Consider the following 25,172-nt stretch of genomic DNA (forward strand, 5'->3'; position numbering starts at 1 on the left):
GCAGCGCAACTTGTAGCATACGGGGGCAGCCGGGCAGGGTCAATGCGCGAACGCGCACACCCGGGGCGGATCGCCGCATACCCGGCACAAGAACTGTCTCCGGAGGCCACGCAGGCCTGAGAGACCTCTTCCGTGACACCGTCGGCAGGCCGACTGCGCCATCTGGGTGACGGAAGAGTACGACGAGGGAGCCGATCATCCAAGAGCCCGTATCTTCCGATTCCGCGTTCGAGCCGGAAGCCACCCGCCGCGCGTCCGACGTCACGGAGAGCGCCCGCGCCAACAGGGGCTGGTGGGACCGGAACGCGGACGAGTACCAGGTCGAGCACGGCACGTTCCTCGGCGACGACCGTTTCGTCTGGGGGCCCGAGGGTCTCGACGAGGTGGAGGCGGAGCTGCTCGGCCCGCCGGAGGACCTCAAGGGCAGGGACGTACTGGAGATCGGCGCCGGTGCGGCCCAGTGCGCGCGCTGGCTGGCCGCCCAGGGGGCACGCCCGGTCGCCCTGGACATCTCGCACCGCCAGCTCCAGCACGCGCTGCGCATCGGCGGAACGTTCCCTCTTGTGTGCGCCGACGCGGGTGCGCTGCCCTTCGCGGACGGCTCCTTCGACCTGGCGTGCTCGGCGTACGGTGCGCTGCCGTTCGTCGCCGACCCGGTGCGGGTCCTCACGGAGGTGCGGCGGGTGCTGCGCCCGGGAGGGCGTTTCGTCTTCTCGGTGACCCACCCGATCCGCTGGGCGTTCCCGGACGAGCCGGGCCCCGAGGGACTGTCGGTCTCCGCCTCCTACTTCGACCGCACGCCCTACGTCGAGCAGGACGAGCAGGGCCGCGCGGTCTACGTCGAGCACCACAGGACGCTCGGCGACCGGGTCCGGGACGTCGTCGCGTCGGGTTTCCGGCTGGTGGACCTGGTCGAGCCGGAGTGGCCGGCCTGGAACTCCTCCGAGTGGGGCGGCTGGTCGCCGTTGCGCGGAAACCTGATCCCGGGGACCGCGATCTTCGTGTGCGTACGAGACTGAGTGCGTGATCCGTTACGACGCCCTGGACGCGCTGCCGGTACGTGGTGCGCTGCCCGCCCTGAGCGATGCGCTGGAGGGGCACGGCACCGCCGTTCTGGTGGCGCCGCCCGGTACCGGCAAGACGACGCTGGTGCCGTTGGCGCTGGCGGGGCTGCTCGGGGACGGGCCCGCGCGGCGCGTGGTCGTGGCCGAGCCGCGCCGTATTGCCGCGCGTGCCGCTGCCCGGCGCATGGCGTGGCTGCTGGGCGAGAAGGCCGGCGGGAGCGTCGGGTACACCGTGCGCGGCGAGCGGGTCGTCGGACGGCACGCGCGCGTGGAGGTCGTGACGACCGGGGTGCTGCTGCAGCGGCTGCAGCGCGACCAGGAGTTGGCGGGCGTGGACGTGGTGGTGCTCGACGAGTGCCACGAGCGGCATCTGGACGCGGACACCGCGGCGGCCTTCCTGTGGGACGTACGGGAGACGCTGCGGCCGGAGCTTCGGCTGGTGGCCGCGTCGGCGACGACCGACGCGCAGGGGTGGGCGCGGCTGCTGGGCGGTGCACCGGTGGTCGAGGCGGAGGGCGTCTCCCACCCCGTGGAGGTGGTCTGGTCCCCGCCGGCCCGTCCCGTACGGCCACCGCACGGCATGCGCGTCGACCCGGCGCTGCTCGCGCATGTGGCGTCGACGGTCCGGCGGGCGCTGGCCGAGCGGGACGGGGACGTGCTGTGCTTCCTGCCGGGCGTGGGCGAGATCGCGCGCGTGGCGGGGCAGTTGGGGGACCTGGGCGGCGTCGAGGTGCTGCAGGTGCACGGTCGGGCGCCTGCCGCCGTGCAGGACGCGGTGCTGGCGCCGGGCGAACGGCGCCGGGTCGTGCTTGCCACCTCGGTGGCCGAGTCGTCGCTGACGGTTCCGGGCGTGCGGGTGGTCGTCGACTCGGGGCTGGCGCGCGAGCCGCGTGTCGACCACGCGCGCGGGCTGAGCGCACTGACGACCGTGCGGGCCTCGCAGGCGGCCGGACGGCAGCGGGCGGGGCGGGCCGGGCGTGAGGCGCCGGGGGCGGTGTACCGGTGCTGGACGGAGGCCGAGGACGCCCGCCTGCCGCGTTTCCCGGCGCCGGAGATCAAGCTGGCCGACCTGACGGCCTTCGCCCTGCAGACGGCGTGCTGGGGCGATCCGGAGGCGTCCGGGCTGGCGCTGCTGGATCCGCCGCCGGGCGGGGCGATGGCGGCGGCGCGGGCCGTGCTGACGGCGATCGGCGCGGTGGACGCCGCCGGGCGCGCCACGGAGCGGGGGGCCGCGCTGGCCCGGCTCGGGGTGCATCCGCGGCTGGGGCGGGCCTTGCTGGACACGGCCGGCGAGGGCGCCGAAGCAGTGGCACTGCTCTCCGAGGAGCCGCCACGCGAGTACGGCGACGACCTGACCACCGCTCTGCGCACCGCCCGCCGCGGCGGTGACACCTATGCGACGCGCTGGCGCACGGAGGTACAGCGCCTGCGGGCGGTCGGCAAGGACTTCACGCGACCGCCGACCGGGGGCCCCGTTCCCCCGGCAGGCACCGACGCCTCACCCGAGACGACCGGCGGCGGCGCGGGCGGTGTGCCTGCTCGGCCCGGTCAGGCCGGTGGCGGCGGTGCTTCGTTCGTGCTCGGCCCGTCGAGGGCGGGGGGTGGCGAGGACCGTCTTGTCGGGGTCGTGGCGGCCCTCGCCTTTCCCGAGCGGGTCGCCAAGGCCGACGGTGGATCGTTTCTCATGGCCTCCGGGACACGCGCCGAACTCCGTGACGGCAGTCCTCTGCGCGGCGCTCCCTGGATCGCGGTGGCCGTCGCGGATCGTCCCGTGGGCAAGGGGCACGCGCGCGTGCAGCTCGCCGCCGAGGTCGACGAGGACATGGCCCGGTCGGCGGCGGCCTCTCTGTACTCCGAGGGCCAGGAGGTCCACTGGGCCGACGGGGACGTCGTGGCGCGGCGGGTGGAGCGGCTGGGGGCGATCGAGCTGGCGGTGCGGCCCCTGGCGGACGCCGACCCCGTACTCGTACGCGCGGCGCTCCTCGAAGGGCTGCGGCAGGAAGGGTTCGGACTGCTCAGGTGGTCGCCCGACGCGCTCGTGCTGCGGCAGCGGCTGGCGTTTCTGCGTCTGCACCTCGGGGAGCCATGGCCCGACGTGTCCGGTGATGCGCTGCACGCGCGCGTGGACGAGTGGCTGGAGCCCGAGCTGGGCCGGGCCCGGCGGCGGGCCGACCTCGCGCGGATCGACGCGGGCCAGGCGCTCACCCGTCTGCTGCCGTGGGCCTCGGGGGAGGCGGGGCGGCTCGACGAGCTCGCCCCGGAGCGGATCTCCGTCCCCAGTGGGTCCAGGATCCGGATCGACTACGGCAACCCCGAACAGCTGGTGCTCGCGGTGAAGTTGCAGGAGATGTTCGGGCTGCACGAGTCGCCCGCCGTCGCGGGGGTGCCGCTGCTGGTGCATCTGCTCTCCCCCGCGGGCCGTCCGGCCGCCGTCACGGCCGACCTCGCCTCCTTCTGGAGGGACGGCTACAAGGGCGTACGGGCGGAGCTGCGCGGCCGGTATCCGAAGCATCCGTGGCCCGAGGACCCGGCCGGCGCGGAGCCGACCCGGCACACCAACGCGCGGCTCAGGCGGTGACCGGTTCCGGTGTGGCGGGTTCGGCCGGTTCCGGTTCGCCGGGGCGGCGGCTGCGGGCCTCCAGCCACAGGGAGAGGGCGAGCAGCAGGAGGCCGAGGGTCAGGAAGCCCCAGGGCAGGTAGGACGTCATCAGCAGGACCAGGGTGCGGTTGGACTTGACCAGCGCGACCGTGTGCCTGATGTAGTCCTCGCGCATCTTCACGTGCCCGGCGAAGGCCGTGACCTTCTCCCGACCGCCCAGGAGCGTGCCGCCGCGGAGTTCCTCCTTGTGGATCTCCTCGCCGTAGACGGGGGCCCCGGTGACGGGTTCGACCCAGAACCTGCGGACCGTGGTGTACCAGCGGGTAGTACCGGTCCTGGCGACCGACTCGGGGGTGATGCCCTGGACGGGCATGGTCCTGGGGAACTTGACCTTGGTCCAGGGGATGGTCTGCTCGAAGTAGTAGACCTCCAGACCGCGGAAGTCCTGGGTGCCCTTGTAGTGGATGGGGTTGGTGGTGCGGGTCTGGGCGTCGAAGTACTCGTAGTCCCGTTTCTGGGTCAGGAACGGCCACTTGAACTCGATGCCGGTCCGCTTCACCGGGTCGCCGTCGACCATCTCGCCGGTGGCGTGGACCGGCGCCTGGCTGTGGGCGTCGAAGATGTAGCGCTCGGGGATCCGGGAGACCATCTTGCCGTCGGGACCCTGGACGTAGGAGAGGCCGTCCCAGACCACGACGTCCCGCCCGGCCGTCTTCTCGATCTTCTTCGCGGCCTCCACATTGCCCTTGAGGGTCTGCACGATGGTGACCTCGGGAACCGTGCGGGCCTTCATGGTGCCGTAGTCGAGGAGGGTCGCGTTCTTCGCCTCCAGGACCATGTCCTGGTACTGGTCGGCCGGGATCTTGGCCAGGCGCGGGAAGGCGTACCAGCGCAGCAGCGGGGACAGCGCCGCGAAGAACACGGCGAAGGCGAGCAGGACCAGGCTGGCCTTGCGGCGCATCTCGGCCTCCCTCCCGGGCGGTTACGGGTGTGCGGGCACCGTCGTCAGCAGAGGTTTCGGGGACGTGCTGCCCGTGGGACTGCCCATGGCCGTGAGGGTGAAGACCAGCGCGAGGGCGAGGGCGAGACCGGTCGCGGCGGCGATCAGGGCGCGCATGCCTGCCTCCCCGGGACGGGAACACGGACGGGAACTGATACATCGTCAGGTCCGGCACCGTAGCAACGGGCGGGCGAGATGAGAACACGTTGCACACACAACGACGGCGGCGGCGCCCTCTGGCCGAGGAGCGCCGCCGCCGTCGCAGGGACGATACGGAGACTTACGCGGAGGGGCTGGGTGACGGGCTGGGGCTCGCCGAGGAGCCGGCCGTCGCGACCGTCAGCTGGATGTCGAGGGTCGCGCCGCCGGCGGTGGTGATGCGGAGGATGAAGTCGCCGGTGTTGTCGTCGGCGTATATCTTCGGCAGCGTCAGCAGACCCTTGGCGTCCGTCGTCAGGCCGGTCAGGGTCCGCACGGTCTTGCCGTCGGCGTCCTTGAAGTAGGGGCCCTTGTCGTTCTCGGTCGGGTCGAGCACCGACTTGATCAGCGTTGCGGTGACCGCGACCTTGTCGGCGACGGCGCCCTGGTAGGTGGCCTTCACCTCGGCCTGGTCGGCGAACTCGCCGCCCGGGGTGCAGGTCAGCGCGGTGTCGCTGGTGCGCACGACGGTGTCGGCGACGCGCTCGGTGACGGTGGCGGTGTAGTCGAGGCCGGTGACCGCACGACCCACGACGGTGGCGCGGACGGTGAACTCGCCGGTCTTCTCGCCCGCCTGCAGGGTGGGGGCGACGGCCACACCGGAGCTGTTGGTGACGACCGTGGCGACGGTTTCACCGCCGGTGAAGGTGGTGTCGGTGTCGCCGACGACGGTGAAGCGGATCCTGACCTTGCCGACCGCCTTGCCGGTCTTGGTCACGGCCTTGGTGCTGATCTTCTTGGTGAACGCGTCGCCGGCCATCGCGGTGAGCTTCGCGGTGCCCGCGTCCGCCAGGCGGTCCACGGTGTCGGTCGGGGTGGGGGTGGGCGACGGGCTGCCCGGCGTGCTCGGCGTGCCGGGCGTGTTCGACGGCGGTGCGCTGGGGCTCGGGGAGCCGGTGCTCGGCGGCGTCGGCTTCGCGGGCGGCGTGGGCGAGGGCTTGGGGTTGGCCTTCTGGCCGTCGTCGCTGCGGCCCGAGGGGACGCTGCCGCTGCCGTCCGGAATCTCGTGGGTGCCCTTGCGGTAGTACTCCAGCCACGACAGCACGGTGTGCAGGTAGTCCTGCGAGTTGTTGTAGCTGAGGATCGCCTGGTTGACGTCGGCCGGGACGGACAGGTCCCTGCCGTTGCGGCACAGGTAGTGGCCGGCGGCCAGGGCGGCGTCGTAGACGTTGTTGGGGTCCTTGACCCCGTCGCCGTTGCCGTCGCGGCCCGCCCACGCCCAGGTGGACGGGATGAACTGCATGGGGCCGACGGCCTGGTCGTAGGAGCTGTTGCCGTCGTACTTGCCGCCGTCGGTGTCCTTGATCAGCGCGAAGCCGTTGCCGTCGAGCTGCGGGCCGAGGATCGGGGTGATCGTGGTGCCGTCCGCGTCGACGCGGCCGCCGCGGGCCTGGCCCGACTCCACCTTGCCGATCGCGGCGAGCAGTTGCCAGGGCAGGTTGCAGCCGGGCTTGGACTCGCGCAGCTCGGCCTCGGCCTTCTTGTAGGCGTCGAGGACCGTGGCGGGGATGCCCGCCTCCGCCGCGCCCTGCGCCACGGGGGTGCCGGTGGCACCCGGGGTCGGCGAGGGGTTCGGGCTGTTGAGCGGCGGGAGATCGGTGTAGTACGGCGAGTTGCCGGTCGCGGCGCCGTCGCCTGCGGTCGCATCGGGTGAGGGCTGGGCCTTGGAGGCGGTCTGTCTGCCGTGGTCGTCGACCGTGACCCCCGGAGCCTGGGACGCGGACAGGGCAGCGACCGCGGCCGCTGCCACGGCTGTGGTTGCCGCTCCTTTGCGCAGCCTCATGCCGAATTGCGCCGCCATAGAGTGAACCCCTCCCGTGGACGCGTCAGCGTCCGTCTTCATCGCCCGGCGCACAGTGCGCCCGCCCTGTTGTGACGATCGACCCGGCGTGCGGGTTGCCCTCGTATCGCTCTCTTGTTTCTGTCGAGTTCCTGTCGACTTGCTGTGTTCACGTGTTCGACCGTGCCGCCGGGCACGGTGACCCAGGCGACCCTACGACAACTTGCTTTCCACGGGGACCCGTTCGTGCCCGATATTCACCAGTTGGCCATGTACGAACGGCGCGGAATCGCGGCACGCATACTGGACCGGAGCGATCACCCGGGCCGTCCGCCCGGGCAATGTCCGGCCCGAGGAGCCCAGTTGCCGTTCACCCTGAGCCATGCGGCCGCCGTCCTTCCCGCCGTGCGCGGCGACGGATCCGGCCGAGGACGGCTGATTCCGGCCGTCCTCGTGGCCGGTTCCTTCGCGCCCGACATGACCTATTACGCGGCAAGTGCGCTGCCCGGTGCGATGGAGTTCGGCACGGTCACGCATTCCTTCCCCGGCGTCTTCACGGTCGATGTACTGGTGGCCTGGGCGCTGGTCGGGCTGTGGCTGCTGGTGCGGGAGCCGCTGGTGGCGCTGCTGCCGCGGCCCTGGCAGCCGCGGCCGTCTGCCCTGCTGCGCTGCGGGGCGCCACGCGCGCGCCTACGGCCGCCCCTGGCCGCGTGGTGGTACGCGTCCGCGGCGCTCGGCGCCCTGACGCATGTGGTGTGGGACGCCTTCACGCATCACGACCGGTGGGGCGTGCGGCTGTTTCCCGTGCTGGGCGGGGTGCTGTGGGGTTCTCCCCTGTACTCGAACCTGCAGTACGGGAGTTCGGTGGTGGGCGCGGTGGTGATCGGGGTGTGGGTGACGCGGGCGCTGCGGAGGGCGCCGGCGCTCCCGGTTTCGCGCGCGGTCCCCGTGTTGTCGCTGCGGGACCGGTGGTGGGCCTGTGTGGTGATCTGCGGGTGTGCGGGGGTCTGGGCCGTGGAGCGGGCGGCCCGCTGGTGGGCGTACTGGGGGGCGGTGGCCAAGCCCTGGGAGCTGATTCCGGCGGTGTGCTTCGGCGCGGGCGCGGGGCTGCTGCTCGGGCTGCTGCTGTACGTGGTGGGGGTGCGGGTGTGGCGGCCGGTGCCGTCTGCCGGGGAGCCGGAACGGGTCAGCGTGGAGCAGGGCCGTCCGGCCGGTCGGTGAGGGTGCTCGCGGTCACGATGAACACCCTGACGGTGCGGGCGTGGCGGCTGCGGCGGACGCGGACGAGCAGCCCGGTGACGTAACTGCGGCCCAGTCCCGCCCACAGCCGCCAGACCGGCGGCTCCGCGGGTTTCCTGCCGGGCCGGGGCAGCCGGCGCCGGAGGTCCGCCGCCGTGCGGCGCAGGACGACGGCGAGGTCGGTGGGGATGCGGGCGGTGCTCGCACGAGCGGCGAAGGCCGGCACCGGCGCGGGTGGCACGGCGGACGCCGCCTCGGCACTCGCGTGCGCTCTCGCCGACCGGCGGTTGAGCATGCGTATACCCATGCCCGCATCCTTACGGTGCGAGGGCGGTGAAGGCCTTTCCGCGGGGGCCACCTGAGTGACGGTTCCCTGCGGAGCGTGACAGGTGCGGCGGGGGGGGCGCCCGTGCGCGCCGGGTTCGACCACGCCAGAAGGAGCGCGGGGCTGTACCGATATACGGCTCCACCGCGCGGGCGCGACCAGCCACGACGCGTCCGCAGACACCCGATAGCCCTCGGAGCGAAGAACTCACCCCTGGCCGGAGGGCCGACGCGCCGCCCGGCAAGGCAGCACCGACCCCCCGTCCACCGCCGGAGGCTAGTGCGCGGCCGACTCCCAGTCGGACCCCACCCCCACCGAGACGCCGAGCGGCACCCTCAGATGGACGGCGTCAGCCATCTCGCGGCGGACGATCTCCTCCGCGGCGGCGCGCTCGCCGGGGGCGATCTCCAGGACGATTTCGTCGTGGACCTGAAGGAGCATGCGGGAGGTGAGGCCAGCCGCCCGCAGCGCGTCGTCCACCTTCAGCATGGCGATCTTGACGATGTCCGCGGCGGTGCCCTGGATCGGCGCGTTCAGAGCCATCCGCTCGGCCGCCTCGCGGCGCTGGCGGTTGTCGCTGTTGAGGTCGGGCAGATAGCGGCGGCGGCCGAAGAGGGTCGCGGTGTAGCCCGTGGCCCGCGCCTCGTCAACGGCCCGGCGCAGATAGTCCCGGACACCGCCGAACCGCTCGAAGTACGTGTCCATCAGGACCCGGGCCTCGCCCGCGTCGATGTTCAGCTGCTGGGACAGGCCGAAGGCCGACAGCCCGTACGCCAGGCCGTACGACATGGCCTTGATCTTGCGGCGCATCTCCGCGTCGACGTGCTCCCGGTCGACCGAGAAGACCTGCGCGGCGACCGTGTTGTGCAGGTCCTCGCCGGAGGTGAACGCCTCGATCAGGCCCTCGTCCTCGGAGAGGTGGGCCATCACGCGCAGTTCGATCTGGCTGTAGTCCGCGGTCATCAGGGACTCGAAGCCCTCGCCGACGACGAAGCCGCGGCGGATGGCGCGGCCCTCGTCGGTGCGGACGGGGATGTTCTGCAGGTTGGGGTCCGTGGACGACAGGCGGCCGGTCGCGGCAACCGTCTGGTTGAAGGTGGTGTGGATGCGGCCGTCGGCGGCGATCGTCTTGATCAGGCCCTCGACGGTGACGCGCAGCTTGGCCTGCTCGCGGTGGCGGAGCATGACCACCGGCAGTTCGTTGTCCGTCTGGGTGGCGAGCCAGGCCAGGGCGTCGGCGTCCGTCGTGTAGCCGGTCTTGGTCTTCTTCGTCTTGGGCAGGCCCAGCTCGCCGAAGAGGACCTCCTGGAGCTGCTTGGGCGAGCCCAGGTTGAACTCGTGGCCCGCCGCCGCGTGCGCCTCCTTCACCGCCTGCTGGACGGCGCCCGCGAACATCTGCTCCATGGCCTCCAGGTGGGCCCGGTCGGCGGCGATGCCGTGCCGCTCCATGCGGGCGAGCAGGATCGAGGTGGGCAGTTCCATGTCGCGCAGCAGGTCCGCGGCGCCGACCTCCTCCAGACGGCCCCGGAAGGCCTCGCCGAGGTCGAGGATCGCGCGGGCCTGCACCATGAGCGCCTCGGCCTCCGCGCCGTCGTCCGCACCGAAGGCGAGCTGCCCGTCGGCCGCGGCGGCGGGCGCCAGCTCACGGCCCAGGTACTCCAGGGACAGCGCGTCCAGGTCGAAGGAGCGGCGGCCCGGCTTGACCAGGTAGGCGGCAAGCGCGGTGTCCATCGAGACGCCGGCGACGGACCAGCCGTGCTCGGCGAGGACCCGCATGGCGCCCTTGGCGTTGTGCAGGACCTTGGGGCGGTCCTCGGCGGCCAGCCAGGTCGCCCACGCGTTCTCGTCGGCCTCGTCCAGCTGGGACGGGTCGAACCAGGCGGCCGGCCCCTCGGCGGTGGCGAGCGCGACCTCGGCGACCGAGCCGGAGCCCAGCGCCCAGGTGTCGACCGTGGCGATGCCGAGCGTCTCGGTGCCGTGCTCGGTGAGCCAGCCGGCCAGCTCGCCCGTGCCCAGCACCGTCCCGTCCAGCTCCACACCGGGTGCCGCCGGAGTCGCCTCGGCCTGCTCGCCGCCCGGGTCGACGGCGAGCAGCCGCTCGCGCAGCGAGGGGTTCCTGATCTCCAGGGTGTCCAGGACCATCGCGACGGCCGTGCGGTCGTAGGGAGCGCGCTCCAGGTCGGCGACCCGCTTGGGCAGCTCGACGGTGCGCACCATCTCGGTCAGGCGGCGGTTGAGCTTGACCGCCTCCAGGTGCTCGCGCAGGTTCTGTCCGGCCTTGCCCTTGACCTCCTCGACCCGCTCGACGAGTTCCGCGAACGAACCGAACTGGTTGATCCACTTCGCGGCGGTCTTCTCACCGACGCCGGGGATGCCCGGCAGGTTGTCCGACGGGTCGCCGCGCAGGGCCGCGAAGTCGGGGTACTGCGCGGGCGTCAGCCCGTACTTCTCGAAGACCTTCTCCGGGGTGAACCGGGTCAGCTCGGAGACGCCCTTCGTCGGGTACAGCACCGTCGTGTGCTCGCTGACCAGCTGGAAGGAGTCGCGGTCGCCGGTGACGATCAGCACCTCGAAGCCCTCGGCCTCCGCCTGGGTGGCGAGGGTGGCGATGACGTCGTCCGCCTCGAAACCGTCGACCGCGAACCGCGAGGCGTGCATCGCGTCCAGGAGCTCGCCGATCAGCTCGACCTGGCCCTTGAACTCGTCCGGGGTCTTGGAGCGGTTGGCCTTGTACTCCGTGAACTCCTCGGAGCGCCAGGTCTTGCGGGAGACGTCGAAGGCCACCGCGAAGTGCGTGGGCTCCTCGTCACGCAGGGTGTTGGCCAGCATCGACGCGAAGCCGTAGATCGCGTTCGTCGGCTGGCCCGTCGCGGTCGTGAAGTTCTCCGCGGGCAGCGCGAAGAACGCACGGTAGGCCAGCGAGTGCCCGTCCATGAGCATGAGGCGGGGCCGCGTGTTGCCGCCGGCGGTCTTGTCGGTCGTCTTCGATGCTGTTTCTGCCACGCCCCGATCCTGCCACGTGCCACTGACAGTCGTGGCTCCCCGCCGGATCGGCACCTCCCCCGCATCTTTGAGAGCCGGGAAGCCCCCGCCTCCGCCGTCGAAGTCGATCGCCTGCCCGGCGCGAAGAAAGGCGACAGGCGCCGACGCAACGTCCCGGCGGGGAACAGCAGCGACCGGCGCCGGCCCGACCGCAGATCACGCTCCCCGCACAGAACCGGCTGCCCCTGCTGTCAGTCGCGCGTGCGAGGATCGAAGAGGTTCGAAGTGGTAGCTCGCAGGTGTCTGTGAAGGAGAGTGCGCGATGGCGACGAAGCCGCCCAAGGGTGATCCGGTCCAGGACGCACCGCAGGTCGCCGGGCCCCAGCACGCGGCGGCGGGACTGCCGGCCATCGGGCACACCCTGCGCGTCGCCCAGCAGCAGATGGGTGTGAAGCGGACCGCGCTGACGCTGCTGCGCGTCAACCAGAAGGACGGCTTCGACTGCCCGGGCTGCGCCTGGCCGGAGCCCGAGCACCGGCATGCGGCGGAGTTCTGTGAGAACGGCGCGAAGGCGGTCGCCGAGGAGGCCACCCTGCGCCGGGTCACCCCGGAGTTCTTCGCCGCGCACTCCGTCGCCGACCTCGCCTCCCGCAGCGGCTACTGGCTGGGCCAGCAGGGCCGGCTCACCCACCCCATGCATCTGCCCGAAGGGGGCACGCACTACGAGCCGGTGAGCTGGGAGCGCGCCTTCGACATCGTCGCCGAGGAGCTCGCCGCCCTCGGCTCCCCCGACGAGGCGCTCTTCTACACCTCCGGGCGCACCAGCAACGAGGCGGCCTTCCTCTACCAGCTGTTCGCCCGCCGGCTCGGCACGAACAACCTGCCCGACTGCTCCAACATGTGTCACGAGTCGTCCGGTTCGGCCCTGAGCGAGACGATCGGCATCGGCAAGGGCAGCGTCCTGCTGGAGGACCTCTACAAGGCCGACCTGATCATCGTCGCCGGCCAGAACCCCGGCACCAACCATCCGCGCATGCTCTCCGCCCTGGAGAAGGCCAAGGCCAATGGCGCGAAGATCATCAGCGTGAACCCGCTGCCCGAGGCCGGCCTGGAGCGGTTCAAGAACCCGCAGACCGCGCAGGGCATGCTCAGGGGCGCCGCCCTCAACGACCTGTTCCTGCAGATCCGCATCGGCGGCGACCAGGCCCTCTTCCGCCTTCTCAACAAGCTCATTCTGGAGAGCGAGGGCGCGGTCGACGAGGCGTTCGTGAGCGAACACACCCACGGCTACGAGGAGTTCGCCGCGGCCGCCAAGGCCGCCGACTGGGACGAGACCCTGACCGCGACCGGGCTCACGCGCGCGGAGATCGACACCGCCCTGAAGATGGTTCTCGCCTCGAAGCGCACCATCGTGTGCTGGGCGATGGGCCTGACCCAGCACAAGCACTCCGTGCCGACCATCCGCGAGGTCGTCAACTTCCTTCTGCTGCGCGGCAACATCGGCCGCCCGGGCGCGGGCGTGTGCCCGGTGCGCGGGCACAGCAACGTCCAGGGCGACCGCACGATGGGCATCTTCGAGCGCCCCGCCCCCGCCTTCCTGGACGCCCTGGAGAAGGAGTTCGGCTTCGCACCGCCGCGCGAACACGGCTACGACGTCGTCCAGGCCATCCGCGCCCTGCGCGACGGCCGGGCGAAGGTGTTCTTCGCGATGGGCGGCAACTTCGTGTCCGCCTCCCCGGACACCGAGGTCACCGAGGCGGCCATGCGGCGCGCCCGCCTCACCGTGCACGTGTCGACCAAGCTCAACCGCTCGCACGTGGTCACGGGCGCGCGTGCCCTGATCCTGCCCACCCTGGGCCGCACCGAGCGCGATCTGCAGGTCGGCCCGCAGGGGAAAAGCACAGAGCAGTTCGTGACCGTCGAGGACTCCATGGGCATGGTGCACGCCTCCCGCGGCCGTCTGGAGCCCGCGAGCAGCCACCTGCTGTCCGAACCGGCCATCGTCTGCCGCCTGGCCCGCCGCGTGCTCGGCGAGGACGACGCGGTGCCCTGGCAGGAGTTCGAGAAGGACTACGCCACCATCCGCGACCGCATCGCACGCGTGGTCCCCGGCTTCGAGGACTTCAACACGCGCGTGGCCCGCCCCGGCGGCTTCACCCTCCCCCACGCCCCGCGCGACGAACGCCGCTTCCCGACCGCGACCGGCAAGGCGAACTTCACGGCGGCTCCCGTCGAGTACCCCAGGCTGCCCGAAGGCCGTCTGCTGCTGCAGACGCTGCGCTCGCACGACCAGTACAACACCACCATCTACGGCCTGGACGACCGCTACCGCGGCATCAGGAACGGCCGCCGCGTCGTCCTGGTCAACCCCGAGGACGCCCGCACGCTCGGCGTCGCCGACGGGTCGTACGTCGACCTGGTCGGCGAGTGGAGGGACGGCGTCGAGCGCAGTGCGCCCGGCTTCCGCGTCGTGCACTACCCGACGGCTCGTGGCTGCGCCGCCGCCTACTACCCCGAGACCAACGTCCTGGTGCCGCTCGACTCCACCGCGGACACCAGTAACACCCCGGCCAGCAAGTCCGTAGTCGTACGTCTGGAACAATCGGCAACCGACTGAGCGTTTGCTCAGACAGGCTGGACGAGTGATCAGGACGAACGGAGCCGGGCCCATGGGCGAGCAGCAGTACGTGAAGTTCCCGCAGGAGGTCATCGACGAGTACGCCGCACTCGGCGTCGACCTCCTGGCCCTCTTCTCCGCCGGACACCTCGGCACCCGCATGGGCGTGGAGATCATCGAGGCCTCCGCGGACCGCGTCGTCGGCACCATGCCCGTCGAGGGCAACACCCAGCCCTACGGCCTGCTGCACGGCGGCGCCTCCGCCGTCCTCGCCGAGACCCTCGGCTCCGTCGGCTCCATGCTCCACGGCGGCAGCTCCAAGATCGCGGTCGGCGTCGACCTCAACTGCACCCACCACCGCGGCGTACGCTCCGGCCTCGTCACCGGCGTCGCCACCCCCGTGCACCGCGGCCGCTCCACCGCCACGTACGAGATCGTGATCAGCGACGAGGAGGGACGGCGCGTGTGCAGCGCACGCCTGACCTGCCTGCTGCGCGACGTCCGGCCCGGCGACGGGGCACATGCGGGCGCGGCCGGCTGACCGGCGCCCAACAGGCCGAGGGGGCAGGGCAGTTGATCCCGCCCATCCGGCAGCATAGCGTCAGGGCATGGCTACGGGACGAGCCTCCAGGGCATGGGCGGCACTCGGACTGGTGCTCCTGGCGGGCGGCCCGGTCACCTCGTGCGGGGACTCCGGCACGGCGGGCGGAGCGGAAGGCGCGAGCAGCCCGGCGCGCACCACCGGCACGCCCGCGCCCCACACCACATCGCGCGAGGAACTGTGCACGCGGATCGTCACCTACTGGTCGCGCCGGCAGCTCAAGGGCGACACCGTGGGCGACTACCAGGAAATGGGCCTGTCCGACGGCCAGTACGACATCCTCAGACACGTCGTGGACGCCGCCCGCGCCGAGCGCGAGCGCGGCCACGCCGAGGCCGCCGACCGGCTCATCGACCGCATGGCGCGCGAGGGTTGCGAGAAGTGGTACCGCACGGGCGACCCGAGCAATGGCCCCTGGGGCTGAGAGATGCGCCGGAAAAACGCGAAAATGCGGACCACCGCCGGAGGCCCTTTCCTCGGCGTAACTCTGCGTAATACGCGTGCAATAGGGGCCCACTCCCGCACCCTAGGTGCGCCCCGGCCCACGCCCATCGAGAAGCCCTTCAAGTCGCCTCCGGCAACGACCGCACGTCATCAGCAAAACCGCTGGACACTACTGAAAACGCATCCTCGCGTCCTGCGCGTTCTCACCATGCGGACGGGGCGAATCGGCTGGAATTCCGCGCATCCACCCGCCGTGTACCGCTCTGCATTACGTCGTGTCATAACAAGAGCGTCACAGCCTGGGTCAGACACTCCTACACGTTCCCTACACCCGCTTAGAGTCACGGCCAGTCACCGCGCCACAGGATTCGAAGCAAATTCGGCAAGGCGCCGGACTCGGTGCGTTCCACGGGGAGCCGCCGCGCCAGGGAAAGGACCTGACTCGTGCGTCAACGTTCGATCATCGCTATCACCGCCGCACTCGCGGCGGGATCGCTGACACTCACTGCCTGTGGGTCGCGTGACAAGAGCGACAGCAGCAACGGCAGCAAGACCACGGTCGTGATCGGTGTCGACGCCCCGCTCACCGGCGACCTGTCGGCCCTCGGTCTCGGCATCAAGAACTCCGCCGACCTGGCCGCCAAGACGGCCAACAAGCAGAACCTCGTCAAGGGCGTCGAGTTCAAGATCGAGGCCCTCGACGACCAGGCCCAGCCCTCCGTCGGCCAGCAGAACGCCCAGAAGTTCATCAGCGAGAAGGACGTCCTCGGCGTCGTCGGCCCGCTGAACTCCAGCGTCTCCCAGCAGATGCAGAAGCCGTTCAACGACGCCGGCCTCACCCAGATCTCCCCCGCCAACACCGGTACGGAACTCACCCAGGGCGACGGCTGGAAGACCAACAACCGGGTCCGCCAGTTCAAGACCTTCTTCCGCACCGCCACCACGGACGAGATCCAGGGCGCCTTCGCGGCCGACTACCTGTACAACAAGGCCAAGGTCAAGAAGACCTACCTGATCGACGACCAGAAGACCTACGGCGCCGGCCTCGCCGCCTCCTTCAAGACGAACTTCACCAAGCTGGGCGGCACCATCGTCGGCAGCGACCACATCAACCCCGACGACCGCGACTTCAACGCCGTCGTCGCCAAGATCAAGAAGACCGGCGCCCAGGCCCTCTACTACGGCGGCGAGTACCCGGCTGCCGCCCCCCTGAGCCAGCAGCTCAAGGACAGCGGCCTGAAGATCCCGCTCATGGGCGGCGACGGCATCTACTCCGGCGACTACCCCAAGCTCAACAAGAAGGCCGAAGGCGACCTCGCCACCTCCGTCGGCAAGCCCGTCGAACAGCTCGCCTCCGCCAAGACGTTCATCGCGAACTACAAGAACGCGGGCTACAAGGACGCCTACGAGGCCTACGGCGGCCTCACCTACGACGCCACCTGGGCCATCATCGAGGCCGTCAAGCTCGCCGTCGAGGGCAACAACGGCAAGCTGCCCTCCGACGGCCGCAAGGCGGTCCTGGACGCCATGAGCAAGGTCAAGTTCGACGGCGTCACCGGCACCATCTCCTTCGACCAGTACGGCGACACGACCAACCACACCATGACCGCGTACAAGATCAAGAGCAACGCGTGGACGCCGGAGTACAGCGGAGTGCCCAAGATCGGCTGATCGGGCAAAGGGCGACAACCCCTCTGCACCTCACACATTGATCAGGCCGCGCGGGAGCGCCCACCAGCGCTCCCGCGCGGCGCCATATCCGAACCACTCCACGGAGGCCCTGCGGTGAACGAACTGCCGCAACAGCTGGCCAATGGACTCATCCTCGGCGCGATGTACGGACTCATCGCGATCGGCTACACGATGGTCTACGGCATCGTCCAGCTCATCAACTTCGCCCACGGCGAGATCTTCATGGTCGGGGGCTTCGGGGCCCTCACCATCTACCTCTGGCTGCCCAAGGACTTCGCCCTCGGCGCCGCCATCCCGCTCATGATCCTCGGTGGCGTCATCGTCTCCGTCGCCGTCGCCACCGCGGCGGAACGCTTCGCCTACCGCCCCCTGCGCAACGCACCCCGCCTGGCGCCCCTCATCACCGCCATCGGCCTGTCCATCGTGCTCCAGCAGATCGTCTGGAAGTGGTACCCGGACGCCAAGAAGGACCGCCCCTTCCCCCAGTTCAGCGGCGGCCCCTTCGACATCCTCGGCGCCAACATCCAGCGCGGCGACCTCTTCATCATCATCGCCGCCCCCGTCTGCATGTTCGCCCTCGGCCTCTTCGTCAACAAAACCCGCTCCGGACGCGGCATGCAGGCCACCGCACAGGACCCCGACACCGCCAAACTCATGGGCATCAACACCGACCGCATCATCGTCATGGCCTTCGCCATCGGCGCGGCCTTCGCGGCCATCGCAGCCGTCGGCTACGGACTCCACAACGGCCAGGTCGGCTTCCGCATGGGCTTCCTCATGGGCCTCAAAGCCTTCACCGCAGCCGTCCTCGGCGGCATCGGCAACATCTACGGCGCCATGCTCGGCGGCCTCGTCCTCGGCGTCGCCGAATCCCTCGCCATCGGCTACATCGGCGACATCCCCGGCATGGACCTCTTCGGCGGCGGCGCCTGGAAGGACGTATGGGCCTTCGCCCTCCTCATCCTCGTCCTGCTCTTCCGACCGCAGGGCCTGCTCGGCGAACGCGTCGCGGATCGGGCGTGATACCCATGACCACCAAGATCCCCAACAGCACCACCGCGGACCTCACCAACACGCCCACCAGGGCAACCCCCTTGATACCCCTGCCCCCGGCCCTCGCCCGCCTCACCACCATCGCCGGCTCCGCCGTCGCACTCGTGGGCACCTTCCTCGCCTGGACCTGGACCGCCGAATTCCCCGGCGACCTCACCGTCACCGGCTACCCGGGCGGACTACAGGTCCTCACCCTCACCGGGGCAATCCTCACCCTGCTCTTCGCCCTCTCCGGCTACGGCATCCGAGGACTCCGCTGGCTCACCCCCGGCGGCACCAACAGCCCCGTCGTCCTCCTCGCCCTCGGCACCTTCGGCACCACCGGCTACGCCATGGGCGCCATCAGCCAGGAACTCGGCGGCCTCGTCAACCTCGAACCCGGCGCCTGGATCTCCGGCATCGGAACCCTCATCGCCGTCATCGGAGCCTTCGGCCTCCCCGTCGACCAGCCGTACGACGAAGGCGAGACCCCCGGCCTCTGGGGCCGGATCCGCCACTCTCTCACCGCCCCCGAACCCAGCCGCGCCAAGGAACTCCCCGCCTGGGCCGAGATCCTCATCATCGCCGCCGGATTCGGCATCGGCCTCTACGTCTTCGCGTACGGCATCGGCACCGAATACTCCGAACTCTTCATCGGCTTCCTGATCATCGCCGCGTTCGGCTTCACCGGCCTCACCCGCGCCGGCCTCCTCAAGCGCCTGTCGGCACTGACGGCCAAGCACCGCACCGTCACCCTCACAGGCGCCTTCGTCGCCGCGATCTGCTTCCCCTTCACACAGACCAACGACCAGTTCGCCCTCATCGGCGCCAACATCCTGATCTTCGCGACCGTGGCCCTCGGCCTCAACGTCGTCGTCGGTCTCGCCGGTCTGCTCGACCTGGGATACGTCGCATTCCTCGGCGTCGGCGCCTACGCCGCCGCCCTCGTCTCCGGCTCACCCCAATCCAGCATCGGCGTCCAGTTCCCGTTCTGGGCCGCCGTCCTCACCGGCGCCGCCGCCTCACTGATCTTCGGCGTGGTCATCGGCGCCCCGACCCTGCGGCTGCGCGGCGACTACCTCGCCATCGTCACCCTCGGCTTCGGTGAGATCTTCCGCATCACCATGAACAACCTCAACGGGAACAGCGGCCCCGACGTCACCAACGGATCCAACGGCATCCCGAACATCCCCGACCTGGAGATCTTCGGATTCAACCTCGGCATCCCCCACGACATCCTCGGCCACGAACTCACCCGCTCCGCCAACTACTACCTGCTGATGCTCCTGTTCACGGCCGTCGTCGTGACCGTCTTCCGCCGCTCCGCGGAATCCCGCATCGGCCGCGCCTGGGTCGCCATCCGCGAGGACGAGACCGCCGCCACCGCCATGGGCATCAACGGCTTCCGCCTCAAACTCCTCGCCTTCGCCCTCGGCGCCTCCCTCGCCGGCTTCGCCGGCACCGTCCAGGCCCACGTCTCCTACAGCGTCACCCCCGAGCAATACCAGTTCGCCGGCCCCGTACCCCCCAACTCCGCCTTCCTCCTCGCCGCCGTCATCCTCGGCGGCATGGGAACCATCAGCGGACCCCTCATCGGCGCCGCCCTCCTCTACCTCATCCCGGCCAAACTCCAGTTCATGTCGGACTACCAGCTCCTCCTCTTCGGCATCGCCCTCATGCTCCTCATGCGCTTCCGCCCCGAAGGCCTCGTCGCCGACCGCAGGAAGCAACTCGAGTTCCACGAAACCGGACAACTCGACGTACCAGAGGACACCGAGCTGCCAGAGACCACCGGCGTCGCCAAGGCAGGGGCGTGAACGCCATGACCACCACCACAACCGCCACCACCACAACCGTCCTCGACGCCAGCGACGTCACCATGCGCTTCGGCGGCCTCACCGCCGTACGCTCCGTGGACCTCACCGTCAACAGCGGCGAGATCGTCGGCCTCATCGGACCCAACGGCGCGGGCAAAACCACCTTCTTCAACTGCCTGACGGGCCTCTACATCCCGACCAGCGGAACAGTGAAGTACAAGGACACCGTCCTACCGCCCAAGCCCCACCTCGTCACCCAGGCAGGCATCGCCCGCACATTCCAGAACATCCGGCTCTTCGCCAACATGACCGTCCTGGAAAACGTGCTCGTCGGACGCCACACCAGAACCAACGAAGGCCTCTGGTCAGCACTCCTGCGCCTGCCCGGCTTCAAGAAAGCCGAACAGGAATCCCGCGAACGCGCCATGGAACTCCTCGAGTTCACCGGCCTCGCAGCCAAAGCAGACCACCTCGCCCGCAATCTCCCCTACGGCGAACAACGCAAGCTCGAAATCGCCCGCGCCCTCGCGAGCGAACCCGGTCTGCTCCTCCTCGACGAACCCACCGCGGGCATGAACCCCCAGGAAACCCGGGCCACCGAGGAACTCGTCTTCGCCATCCGCGACAAGGGCATCGCCATCCTCGTCATCGAGCACGACATCCGGTTCATCATGAACCTCTGCGACCGCGTCGCCGTGCTCGTCCAAGGCGAAAAACTCGTCGAGGGCAGCGCCGAAGTCGTCCAGGCCGACGAACGCGTCATCGCCGCCTACCTCGGCACGCCCTTCGAAGGCGCACCCGGCACAGAGGAGGCCACCGAGGTCGAGGCCGCCGAGGCGCAAAGCACCGCAGAAGGAGACGCCAAGTGACCGCACTGCTCGAGGTCGAAGACCTCAAGGTCGCCTACGGCAAGATCGAAGCCGTCAAAGGCATCTCGTTCAAGGTCGAAGCCGGCGAAGTCGTCACCCTCATCGGCACCAACGGCGCCGGGAAGACAACAACCCTGCGGACACTCTCGGGCCTCCTTCAGCCCCTCGCCGGACAGATCAAATTCGACGGCAAGACGCTGAACAAAATCCCCGCCCACAAGATCGTCTCGCAGGGACTGGCCCACTCCCCCGAAGGCCGACGCATCTTCCCCCGCATGACCATCGAGGACAACCTCCGCCTCGGCGCCTTCCTCCGCAACGACAAAGAAGGCATCGAAAAGGACATCCAGCGCGCCTACGACCTCTTCCCCATCCTCGGAGAACGACGCAAGCAGGCCGCCGGAACCCTCTCCGGCGGCGAACAGCAAATGCTCGCCATGGGCCGCGCCCTGATGTCCCGCCCCAAACTGCTCATGCTCGACGAACCCTCCATGGGCCTCTCCCCGATCATGATGCAGAAAATCATGGCCACCATCCAGGAACTCAAGGCCCAGGGCACCACCATCCTGCTCATCGAACAGAACGCCCAGGCCGCGCTCTCCCTGGCCGACCACGGCCACGTCATGGAAGTCGGCAAGATCGTCCTCTCCGGCACCGGCCAGGACCTCCTGCACGACGAGTCCGTACGGAAGGCATACCTCGGCGAGGACTGAGACTGCCCTCCTTGGCGGTACGACGAGGCCCGCGCCCCTGGTTCCCCAGGGACGCGGGCCTCAGTCCATGTACGGCGCCGGGCTCAGCCCTTCGCGGCCTTCTTCTCATCCGCGTCCTGAATGACCGCCTCCGCAACCTGCTGCATCGACATCCGACGATCCATCGACGTCTTCTGAATCCACCGGAACGCAGCCGGCTCCGTCAACCCGTACTCGGTCTGAAGGATGGACTTCGCCCGGTCGACCAGCTTGCGGGTCTCCAAGCGGAGCGTGAGGTCGGCGACCTCCTTCTCCAACTCCTTCAGCTCCGTGAACCGCGAGACAGCCATCTCAATGGCCGGCACCACATCACTCTTGCTGAACGGCTTCACCAGGTACGCCATCGCACCGGCGTCACGGGCCCGCTCCACGAGGTCACGCTGCGAGAAGGCCGTAAGCATCAGCACCGGGGCGATGCGCTCCTCGGCGATCTTCTCGGCCGCCGAGATGCCGTCCAGCTTGGGCATCTTCACATCGAGGATCACGAGATCCGGCTGGTGCTCACGGGCAAGCTCGATGGCCTGCTCGCCGTCACCGGCCTCGCCGACGACGCTGTAGCCCTCTTCCTCCAGCATCTCTTTGAGGTCGAGGCGGATCAGCGCCTCGTCCTCGGCGATGACGACACGGGTCGTCAGCGGAGGCACGTGCGACTTGTCGTCGTCGGGCGCGTCTACGGGCTGGGGCGACTCGGGGGCGGTCACGGGGGCTCCTTGGTGCGGGCCGGGCAGGTACTGCTGCGTATGAAGCCTACCTAGAGGCGGGGAGCTGCGGTGACCCGGTACACTCATGGCCGTGCCTCGCCGGGTTGGCGCAACTGGTTGACGCGGAGGTCTCAAACACCTCTGTCCGAGAGGACGTGTGGGTTCGAATCCCATACCCGGCACCAAGAAAGCGGATGTCCACATTCTCGTGAACATCCGCTTTTTGCTACACGCGGCCACGCTTGGTAACGCACAGTGGCCGCATGGAACAGCACAGCGCTTCGATTCGCACCCAAGCCGTCGCACTCATACGCCAGGGCGTTCCCAATCGCATTGTCGCGGAGCGCCTCAACATTCCGCGCGGAACTATCGGCTGGTGGCGCAGCGAAGACCGCAGAGCGCGCGGCGAGGCCTACGAGCAGCCAACGGACTGCCCCCAATGCACAGGACGCGAGTTTGACGCGACCGCCTACTCATACCTGCTGGGCCTCTACCTCGGCGACGGCCACATCGTCTCGAAACCGAAGCAGCACCACCCGTCGATCTACTGCAACGCGGCGCAGACAGGCCTGATCGCCGCCGCCGAGAACGCCATGCGCAAGGTGATGCCGCTGACTCATGTCAGCCAGCGCCATAAGCCGGGCTGCGTCGAGGTGAAGTCGTACACGAAGCACTGGACCTGCATGTTCCCTCAGCACGGCTCCGGCAGGAAGCACGAGCGACGCATCGCTCTCGAACCCTGGCAACAGAAAATCGTCGACGCACACCCTTGGGAATTCATCCGCGGCCTCATCCATTCCGACGGCTGTCGGCTCACCAACTGGACGACCCGCATGGTCGCCGGGGAGCGCAAGCGCTACGAATACCCGCGCTACTTCTTCACCAACGTCTCGGAAGACATCCGCCGGCTCTATACAGACACCCTCGACAGGCTCGGCGTCGAATGGACCCAATGCACGCGCAACGGCACACCGTTCAACATCTCGGTAGCCAAGAAGGGCTCCGTCGCCCTACTCGACGCCCACGTAGGCCCCAAGTACTGACCTCAGCCCCCTACTTGGGACTGTCATCCTCCCCAATGTGATGCACCCGCACCATGTTCGTCGACCCAGAAACCCCCGGAGGCGACCCCGCCGTAATCACCACGACGTCCCCCTTCTTGCAGCGGCCGTACTTCAACAACAGCTCGTCGACCTGCTCGACCATCGCATCCGTCGAGTCCACATGCGGCCCGAGGAACGTCTCCGCGCCCCAGGTCAGGCTCAGCTGCGACCGCGTGGCCGGCTCCGGCGTGAAAGCCAGCAGCGGAATGGGCGACCGGTAGCGTGAAAGCCGGCGGGCCGTGTCGCCCGACTGGGTGAAGGCGACCAGGAACTTCGCGCCGAGGAAGTCGCCCATTTCCGCCGCCGCGCGGGCGACCGCGCCGCCCTGGGTGCGGGGCTTGTTCCGTTCCGTCAGGGGTGGGAGGCCCTTCGCGAGGATGTCCTCCTCCGCCGCCTCGACGATTTTGGCCATCGTCTGGACCGTCTCGATGGGGTATTTGCCGACGCTCGTCTCGCCGGACAGCATCACCGCGTCCGTGCCGTCGATGACGGCGTTCGCGACGTCGCTGGCCTCCGCGCGCGTCGGTCGGGAGTTGTCGATCATCGAGTCCAGCATCTGCGTTGCCACAATCACCGGCTTGGCGTTGCGCTTGGCCAGTTTGATGGCACGCTTCTGGACGATCGGGACCTGTTCCAGGGGCATTTCCACGCCCAGGTCCCCTCGCGCGACCATGATGCCGTCGAATGCGGCGACGATGTCGTCGATCGCGTCGACCGCCTGCGGCTTCTCGACCTTGGCGATGACGGGCAGTCGGCGTGCTTCCTCGTCCATGATGCGGTGGACGTCGTCGATGTCGCGGCCGCTGCGGACGAAGGACAGCGCGATCACGTCGAAGCCCGTCCGCAGGGCCCACCTGAGGTCTGCTTCGTCCTTGTCCGAGAGGGCGGGGACGGAGACGGCGACTCCGGGGAGGTTGAGGCCTTTGTGGTCGGAGACCATGCCGCCTTCGATGACCCTGGTGCGGATGCGGGGGCCGTCGATGTCGGTGACTTGGAGGGAGACTTTGCCGTCGTCGACGAGGATGCGTTCGCCGGGGGTGACGTCGGTGGCGAGGCCGGGGTAGGTGGTGCCGCAGGTGTGGCCGTTGCCTTGGATGCCTTCTTCGACGGTGATGGTGAAGGTGTCGCCGCGTTCAAGGAGTACGGGGCCTTCGGTGAAGTGGCCGAGGCGGATCTTCGGGCCTTGAAGGTCGGCGAGGATTCCGACGCTGCGGCCGGTTTCGTCGGAGGCCTTTCGTACGTGCTGGTAGCGCTCCTCGTGTTCGGCGTGGGTGCCGTGGCTGAGGTTGAATCGGGCGACGTCCATTCCGGCTTCGACCAGGGCTTTGATCTGGTCGTACGAGTCGGTGGCGGGCCCCAGTGTGCAGACGATCTTTGCTCGGCGCATGGTTTGAGCGTAGGCCTTACCCGCGGGTAGAGAATTTGGCGTGCGTGACTACTCAACAACCTTTGGATGAAGGGTTGTTGACAAGTATTGAATTGTGCAGATGCGTGCTCCGATGAGCATTCGATTGGCTCCGAACCTGGGTTCTAGAGCTGTGGTGGGGTCATGGTGAATCGGGCGTTGACGGCGGCGTGGATGTGTTGGCGTTGGGGTTCGAGGTCGAGTGGTGCGGCGGTGTCTTCGGCGGCTGCGCCGTAGGCCATGGAGCGCATGCGGGCGCCGGGGGCGGGTGGGTAGGGCTGGGGGTTTTCGGCTCCGATGTCGGCGAGTTCCACGAGGGCGGCGAGGGTGGTGCCGAGGGCTTCGGCGTACTCCCTGGCTCGTTGGACTGCTTCTTTGACTGCCTGTTGGCGGGCTTGGCGGTGGGCGGGTGAGTCGGGGCGCAGGGCCCACCAGGGGCCGTCGACGCGTGCGAGTTCGAGGTCGGCGAGGCGGGTGGTGAGTTCGCCGAGGGCGGTGAAGTCGGTGAGTTCGGCGGTGATGTGGACGCGGCCGTGGTAGGCGTGGATGCGTTCGCCGCGGCCGTGTTCTTTGAGTTCGGGGGTGATGGAGAAGGAGCCGGTTTCCAGTCGTTCGACTGCGTCGCCGTAGGTCTTGATGAGGTCGAGGGCGGTGGTGTTGCGGCGGGTGAGGTCGTCGAGGGCGGTGCGGCGGTCTTTGCCGCGGGAGGCGACGGTGATGCCGATGCGGGCGATTTCGGGGTCGACTTCGAGGTGGGCTTCGCCGCGTACGGCGATGCGGGGGGCGTCGGGGGTGCCGTAGGGGACGGCGGGGTGGGGGGTGTCCGGTGAGGGGGTGGTCATACGCCCCACTCTGTCACCTGTTGGTCGGCTGGAGCCGTGTGGTTGACCGCTTCGGTCATCCAATCGCAACCTGCCGGACCTGTTGCGGTCGGTCATGTGCAGGTCAGAAT

20 protein-coding genes and 1 tRNA gene are annotated in these 25,172 nt (G+C 69.5%); 13 read left to right on the forward strand and 8 right to left on the reverse strand.

Annotated features, from left to right (window positions below):
• The first annotated feature begins 197 nt into the window (after positions 1 to 197).
• Positions 198 to 1,019 carry a class I SAM-dependent methyltransferase gene (locus ACWC1K_RS32635; RefSeq protein WP_450836559.1) on the forward strand — a complete coding sequence of 274 codons (822 nt, stop codon included), beginning with the start codon at positions 198 to 200 and terminating at the stop codon, positions 1,017 to 1,019.
• 4 nt (positions 1,020 to 1,023) lie between these two features.
• Positions 1,024 to 3,642 (forward strand): ATP-dependent RNA helicase, encoded by a 2,619-nt coding sequence (locus tag ACWC1K_RS32640; protein ID WP_450836535.1) that lies wholly within the window; start codon positions 1,024 to 1,026, stop codon positions 3,640 to 3,642.
• Here ACWC1K_RS32640 and ACWC1K_RS32645 read toward each other — a convergent pair.
• The 3 genes from ACWC1K_RS32645 to ACWC1K_RS32655 form a co-directional block, all read right to left on the reverse strand.
• Positions 3,632 to 4,624, reverse strand: coding sequence for a DUF3068 domain-containing protein (locus tag ACWC1K_RS32645; RefSeq protein WP_450836536.1), 993 nt, complete (start codon positions 4,622 to 4,624; stop codon positions 3,632 to 3,634). The genes ACWC1K_RS32640 and ACWC1K_RS32645 overlap by 11 nt on opposite strands.
• 21 nt (positions 4,625 to 4,645) lie before the next feature.
• Entirely contained in the window at positions 4,646 to 4,780 is a 135-nt protein-coding gene (locus tag ACWC1K_RS32650; RefSeq protein ID WP_450836537.1) for an SPW_0924 family protein, read from the reverse strand.
• 163 nt (positions 4,781 to 4,943) lie between these two features.
• Positions 4,944 to 6,662 (reverse strand): lytic transglycosylase domain-containing protein, encoded by a 1,719-nt coding sequence (locus ACWC1K_RS32655; protein WP_450836538.1) that lies wholly within the window; start codon positions 6,660 to 6,662, stop codon positions 4,944 to 4,946.
• A gap of 342 nt (positions 6,663 to 7,004) precedes the next feature.
• Here ACWC1K_RS32655 and ACWC1K_RS32660 point away from each other — a divergent pair, with 342 nt between their 5' ends.
• The gene (locus ACWC1K_RS32660; RefSeq protein ID WP_450836539.1) at positions 7,005 to 7,862 is read left to right on the forward strand and encodes a DUF4184 family protein; all 858 of its coding nucleotides are present in this window, start codon (positions 7,005 to 7,007) and stop codon (positions 7,860 to 7,862) included.
• Here ACWC1K_RS32660 and ACWC1K_RS32665 read toward each other — a convergent pair.
• Both ACWC1K_RS32665 and polA read right to left on the reverse strand, forming a co-directional pair.
• Entirely contained in the window at positions 7,828 to 8,187 is a 360-nt protein-coding gene (locus tag ACWC1K_RS32665; RefSeq protein ID WP_450836540.1) for a hypothetical protein, read from the reverse strand. The genes ACWC1K_RS32660 and ACWC1K_RS32665 overlap by 35 nt on opposite strands.
• 294 nt (positions 8,188 to 8,481) lie before the next feature.
• Positions 8,482 to 11,208, reverse strand: coding sequence for a DNA polymerase I (gene polA / locus ACWC1K_RS32670; protein WP_450836541.1), 2,727 nt, complete (start codon positions 11,206 to 11,208; stop codon positions 8,482 to 8,484).
• 301 nt (positions 11,209 to 11,509) lie between these two features.
• Between polA and ACWC1K_RS32675 the strand changes: the two genes are divergently transcribed.
• From ACWC1K_RS32675 to ACWC1K_RS32710, 8 genes are all read left to right on the forward strand, one after another.
• Complete coding sequence (locus ACWC1K_RS32675) at positions 11,510 to 13,804, forward strand: FdhF/YdeP family oxidoreductase (RefSeq protein ID WP_450836542.1); 2,295 nt, start codon at positions 11,510 to 11,512, stop codon at positions 13,802 to 13,804.
• Between the two features lie 52 nt (positions 13,805 to 13,856).
• The gene (locus ACWC1K_RS32680; protein ID WP_450836543.1) at positions 13,857 to 14,345 is read left to right on the forward strand and encodes a PaaI family thioesterase; all 489 of its coding nucleotides are present in this window, start codon (positions 13,857 to 13,859) and stop codon (positions 14,343 to 14,345) included.
• 67 nt (positions 14,346 to 14,412) lie between these two features.
• Entirely contained in the window at positions 14,413 to 14,829 is a 417-nt protein-coding gene (locus ACWC1K_RS32685; RefSeq protein WP_450836544.1) for a hypothetical protein, read from the forward strand.
• 464 nt (positions 14,830 to 15,293) lie between these two features.
• Positions 15,294 to 16,520: a branched-chain amino acid ABC transporter substrate-binding protein gene (locus ACWC1K_RS32690; protein ID WP_450836545.1), complete on the forward strand. Its 1,227-nt coding sequence runs from the start codon at positions 15,294 to 15,296 to the stop codon at positions 16,518 to 16,520.
• 114 nt (positions 16,521 to 16,634) lie between these two features.
• Positions 16,635 to 17,564, forward strand: a complete 930-nt coding sequence (locus tag ACWC1K_RS32695; protein ID WP_450836546.1) for a branched-chain amino acid ABC transporter permease — start codon at positions 16,635 to 16,637, stop codon at positions 17,562 to 17,564.
• Between the two features lie 5 nt (positions 17,565 to 17,569).
• Positions 17,570 to 19,390, forward strand: a complete 1,821-nt coding sequence (locus ACWC1K_RS32700) for a branched-chain amino acid ABC transporter permease (protein ID WP_450836547.1) — start codon at positions 17,570 to 17,572, stop codon at positions 19,388 to 19,390.
• Positions 19,391 to 19,395: 5 nt separating this feature from the next.
• A complete protein-coding gene (locus ACWC1K_RS32705; protein WP_450836548.1) occupies positions 19,396 to 20,259 on the forward strand; it encodes an ABC transporter ATP-binding protein in 864 nt (287 codons plus the stop codon).
• Entirely contained in the window at positions 20,256 to 20,972 is a 717-nt protein-coding gene (locus tag ACWC1K_RS32710) for an ABC transporter ATP-binding protein (protein ID WP_351469561.1), read from the forward strand. Before ACWC1K_RS32705 ends, ACWC1K_RS32710 begins: the two co-directional genes overlap by 4 nt.
• A gap of 83 nt (positions 20,973 to 21,055) precedes the next feature.
• Here the strand turns inward: ACWC1K_RS32710 and ACWC1K_RS32715 are convergent, their stop codons facing one another.
• On the reverse strand, positions 21,056 to 21,712 hold the full coding sequence (locus tag ACWC1K_RS32715) for an ANTAR domain-containing response regulator (RefSeq protein ID WP_344403975.1): 657 nt from the start codon (positions 21,710 to 21,712) through the stop codon (positions 21,056 to 21,058).
• A 98-nt stretch (positions 21,713 to 21,810) separates the two neighbouring features.
• On the opposite strand from ACWC1K_RS32715, the gene ACWC1K_RS32720 reads away from it, so the two are divergent.
• Positions 21,811 to 21,897: transfer RNA gene (locus ACWC1K_RS32720), tRNA-Leu, on the forward strand.
• Positions 21,898 to 21,975: 78 nt separating this feature from the next.
• Entirely contained in the window at positions 21,976 to 22,755 is a 780-nt protein-coding gene (locus tag ACWC1K_RS32725) for a helix-turn-helix domain-containing protein (RefSeq protein WP_450836549.1), read from the forward strand.
• 10 nt (positions 22,756 to 22,765) lie between these two features.
• Here ACWC1K_RS32725 and pyk read toward each other — a convergent pair whose 3' ends face one another.
• The gene (pyk, locus tag ACWC1K_RS32730; RefSeq protein WP_450836550.1) at positions 22,766 to 24,202 is read right to left on the reverse strand and encodes a pyruvate kinase; all 1,437 of its coding nucleotides are present in this window, start codon (positions 24,200 to 24,202) and stop codon (positions 22,766 to 22,768) included.
• 143 nt (positions 24,203 to 24,345) lie between these two features.
• Positions 24,346 to 25,062, reverse strand: a complete 717-nt coding sequence (locus ACWC1K_RS32735) for an SIMPL domain-containing protein (protein ID WP_450836551.1) — start codon at positions 25,060 to 25,062, stop codon at positions 24,346 to 24,348.
• Between the last annotated feature and the right edge of the window lie 110 nt (positions 25,063 to 25,172).

This window comes from Streptomyces sp. NPDC001492, assembly GCF_053597275.1.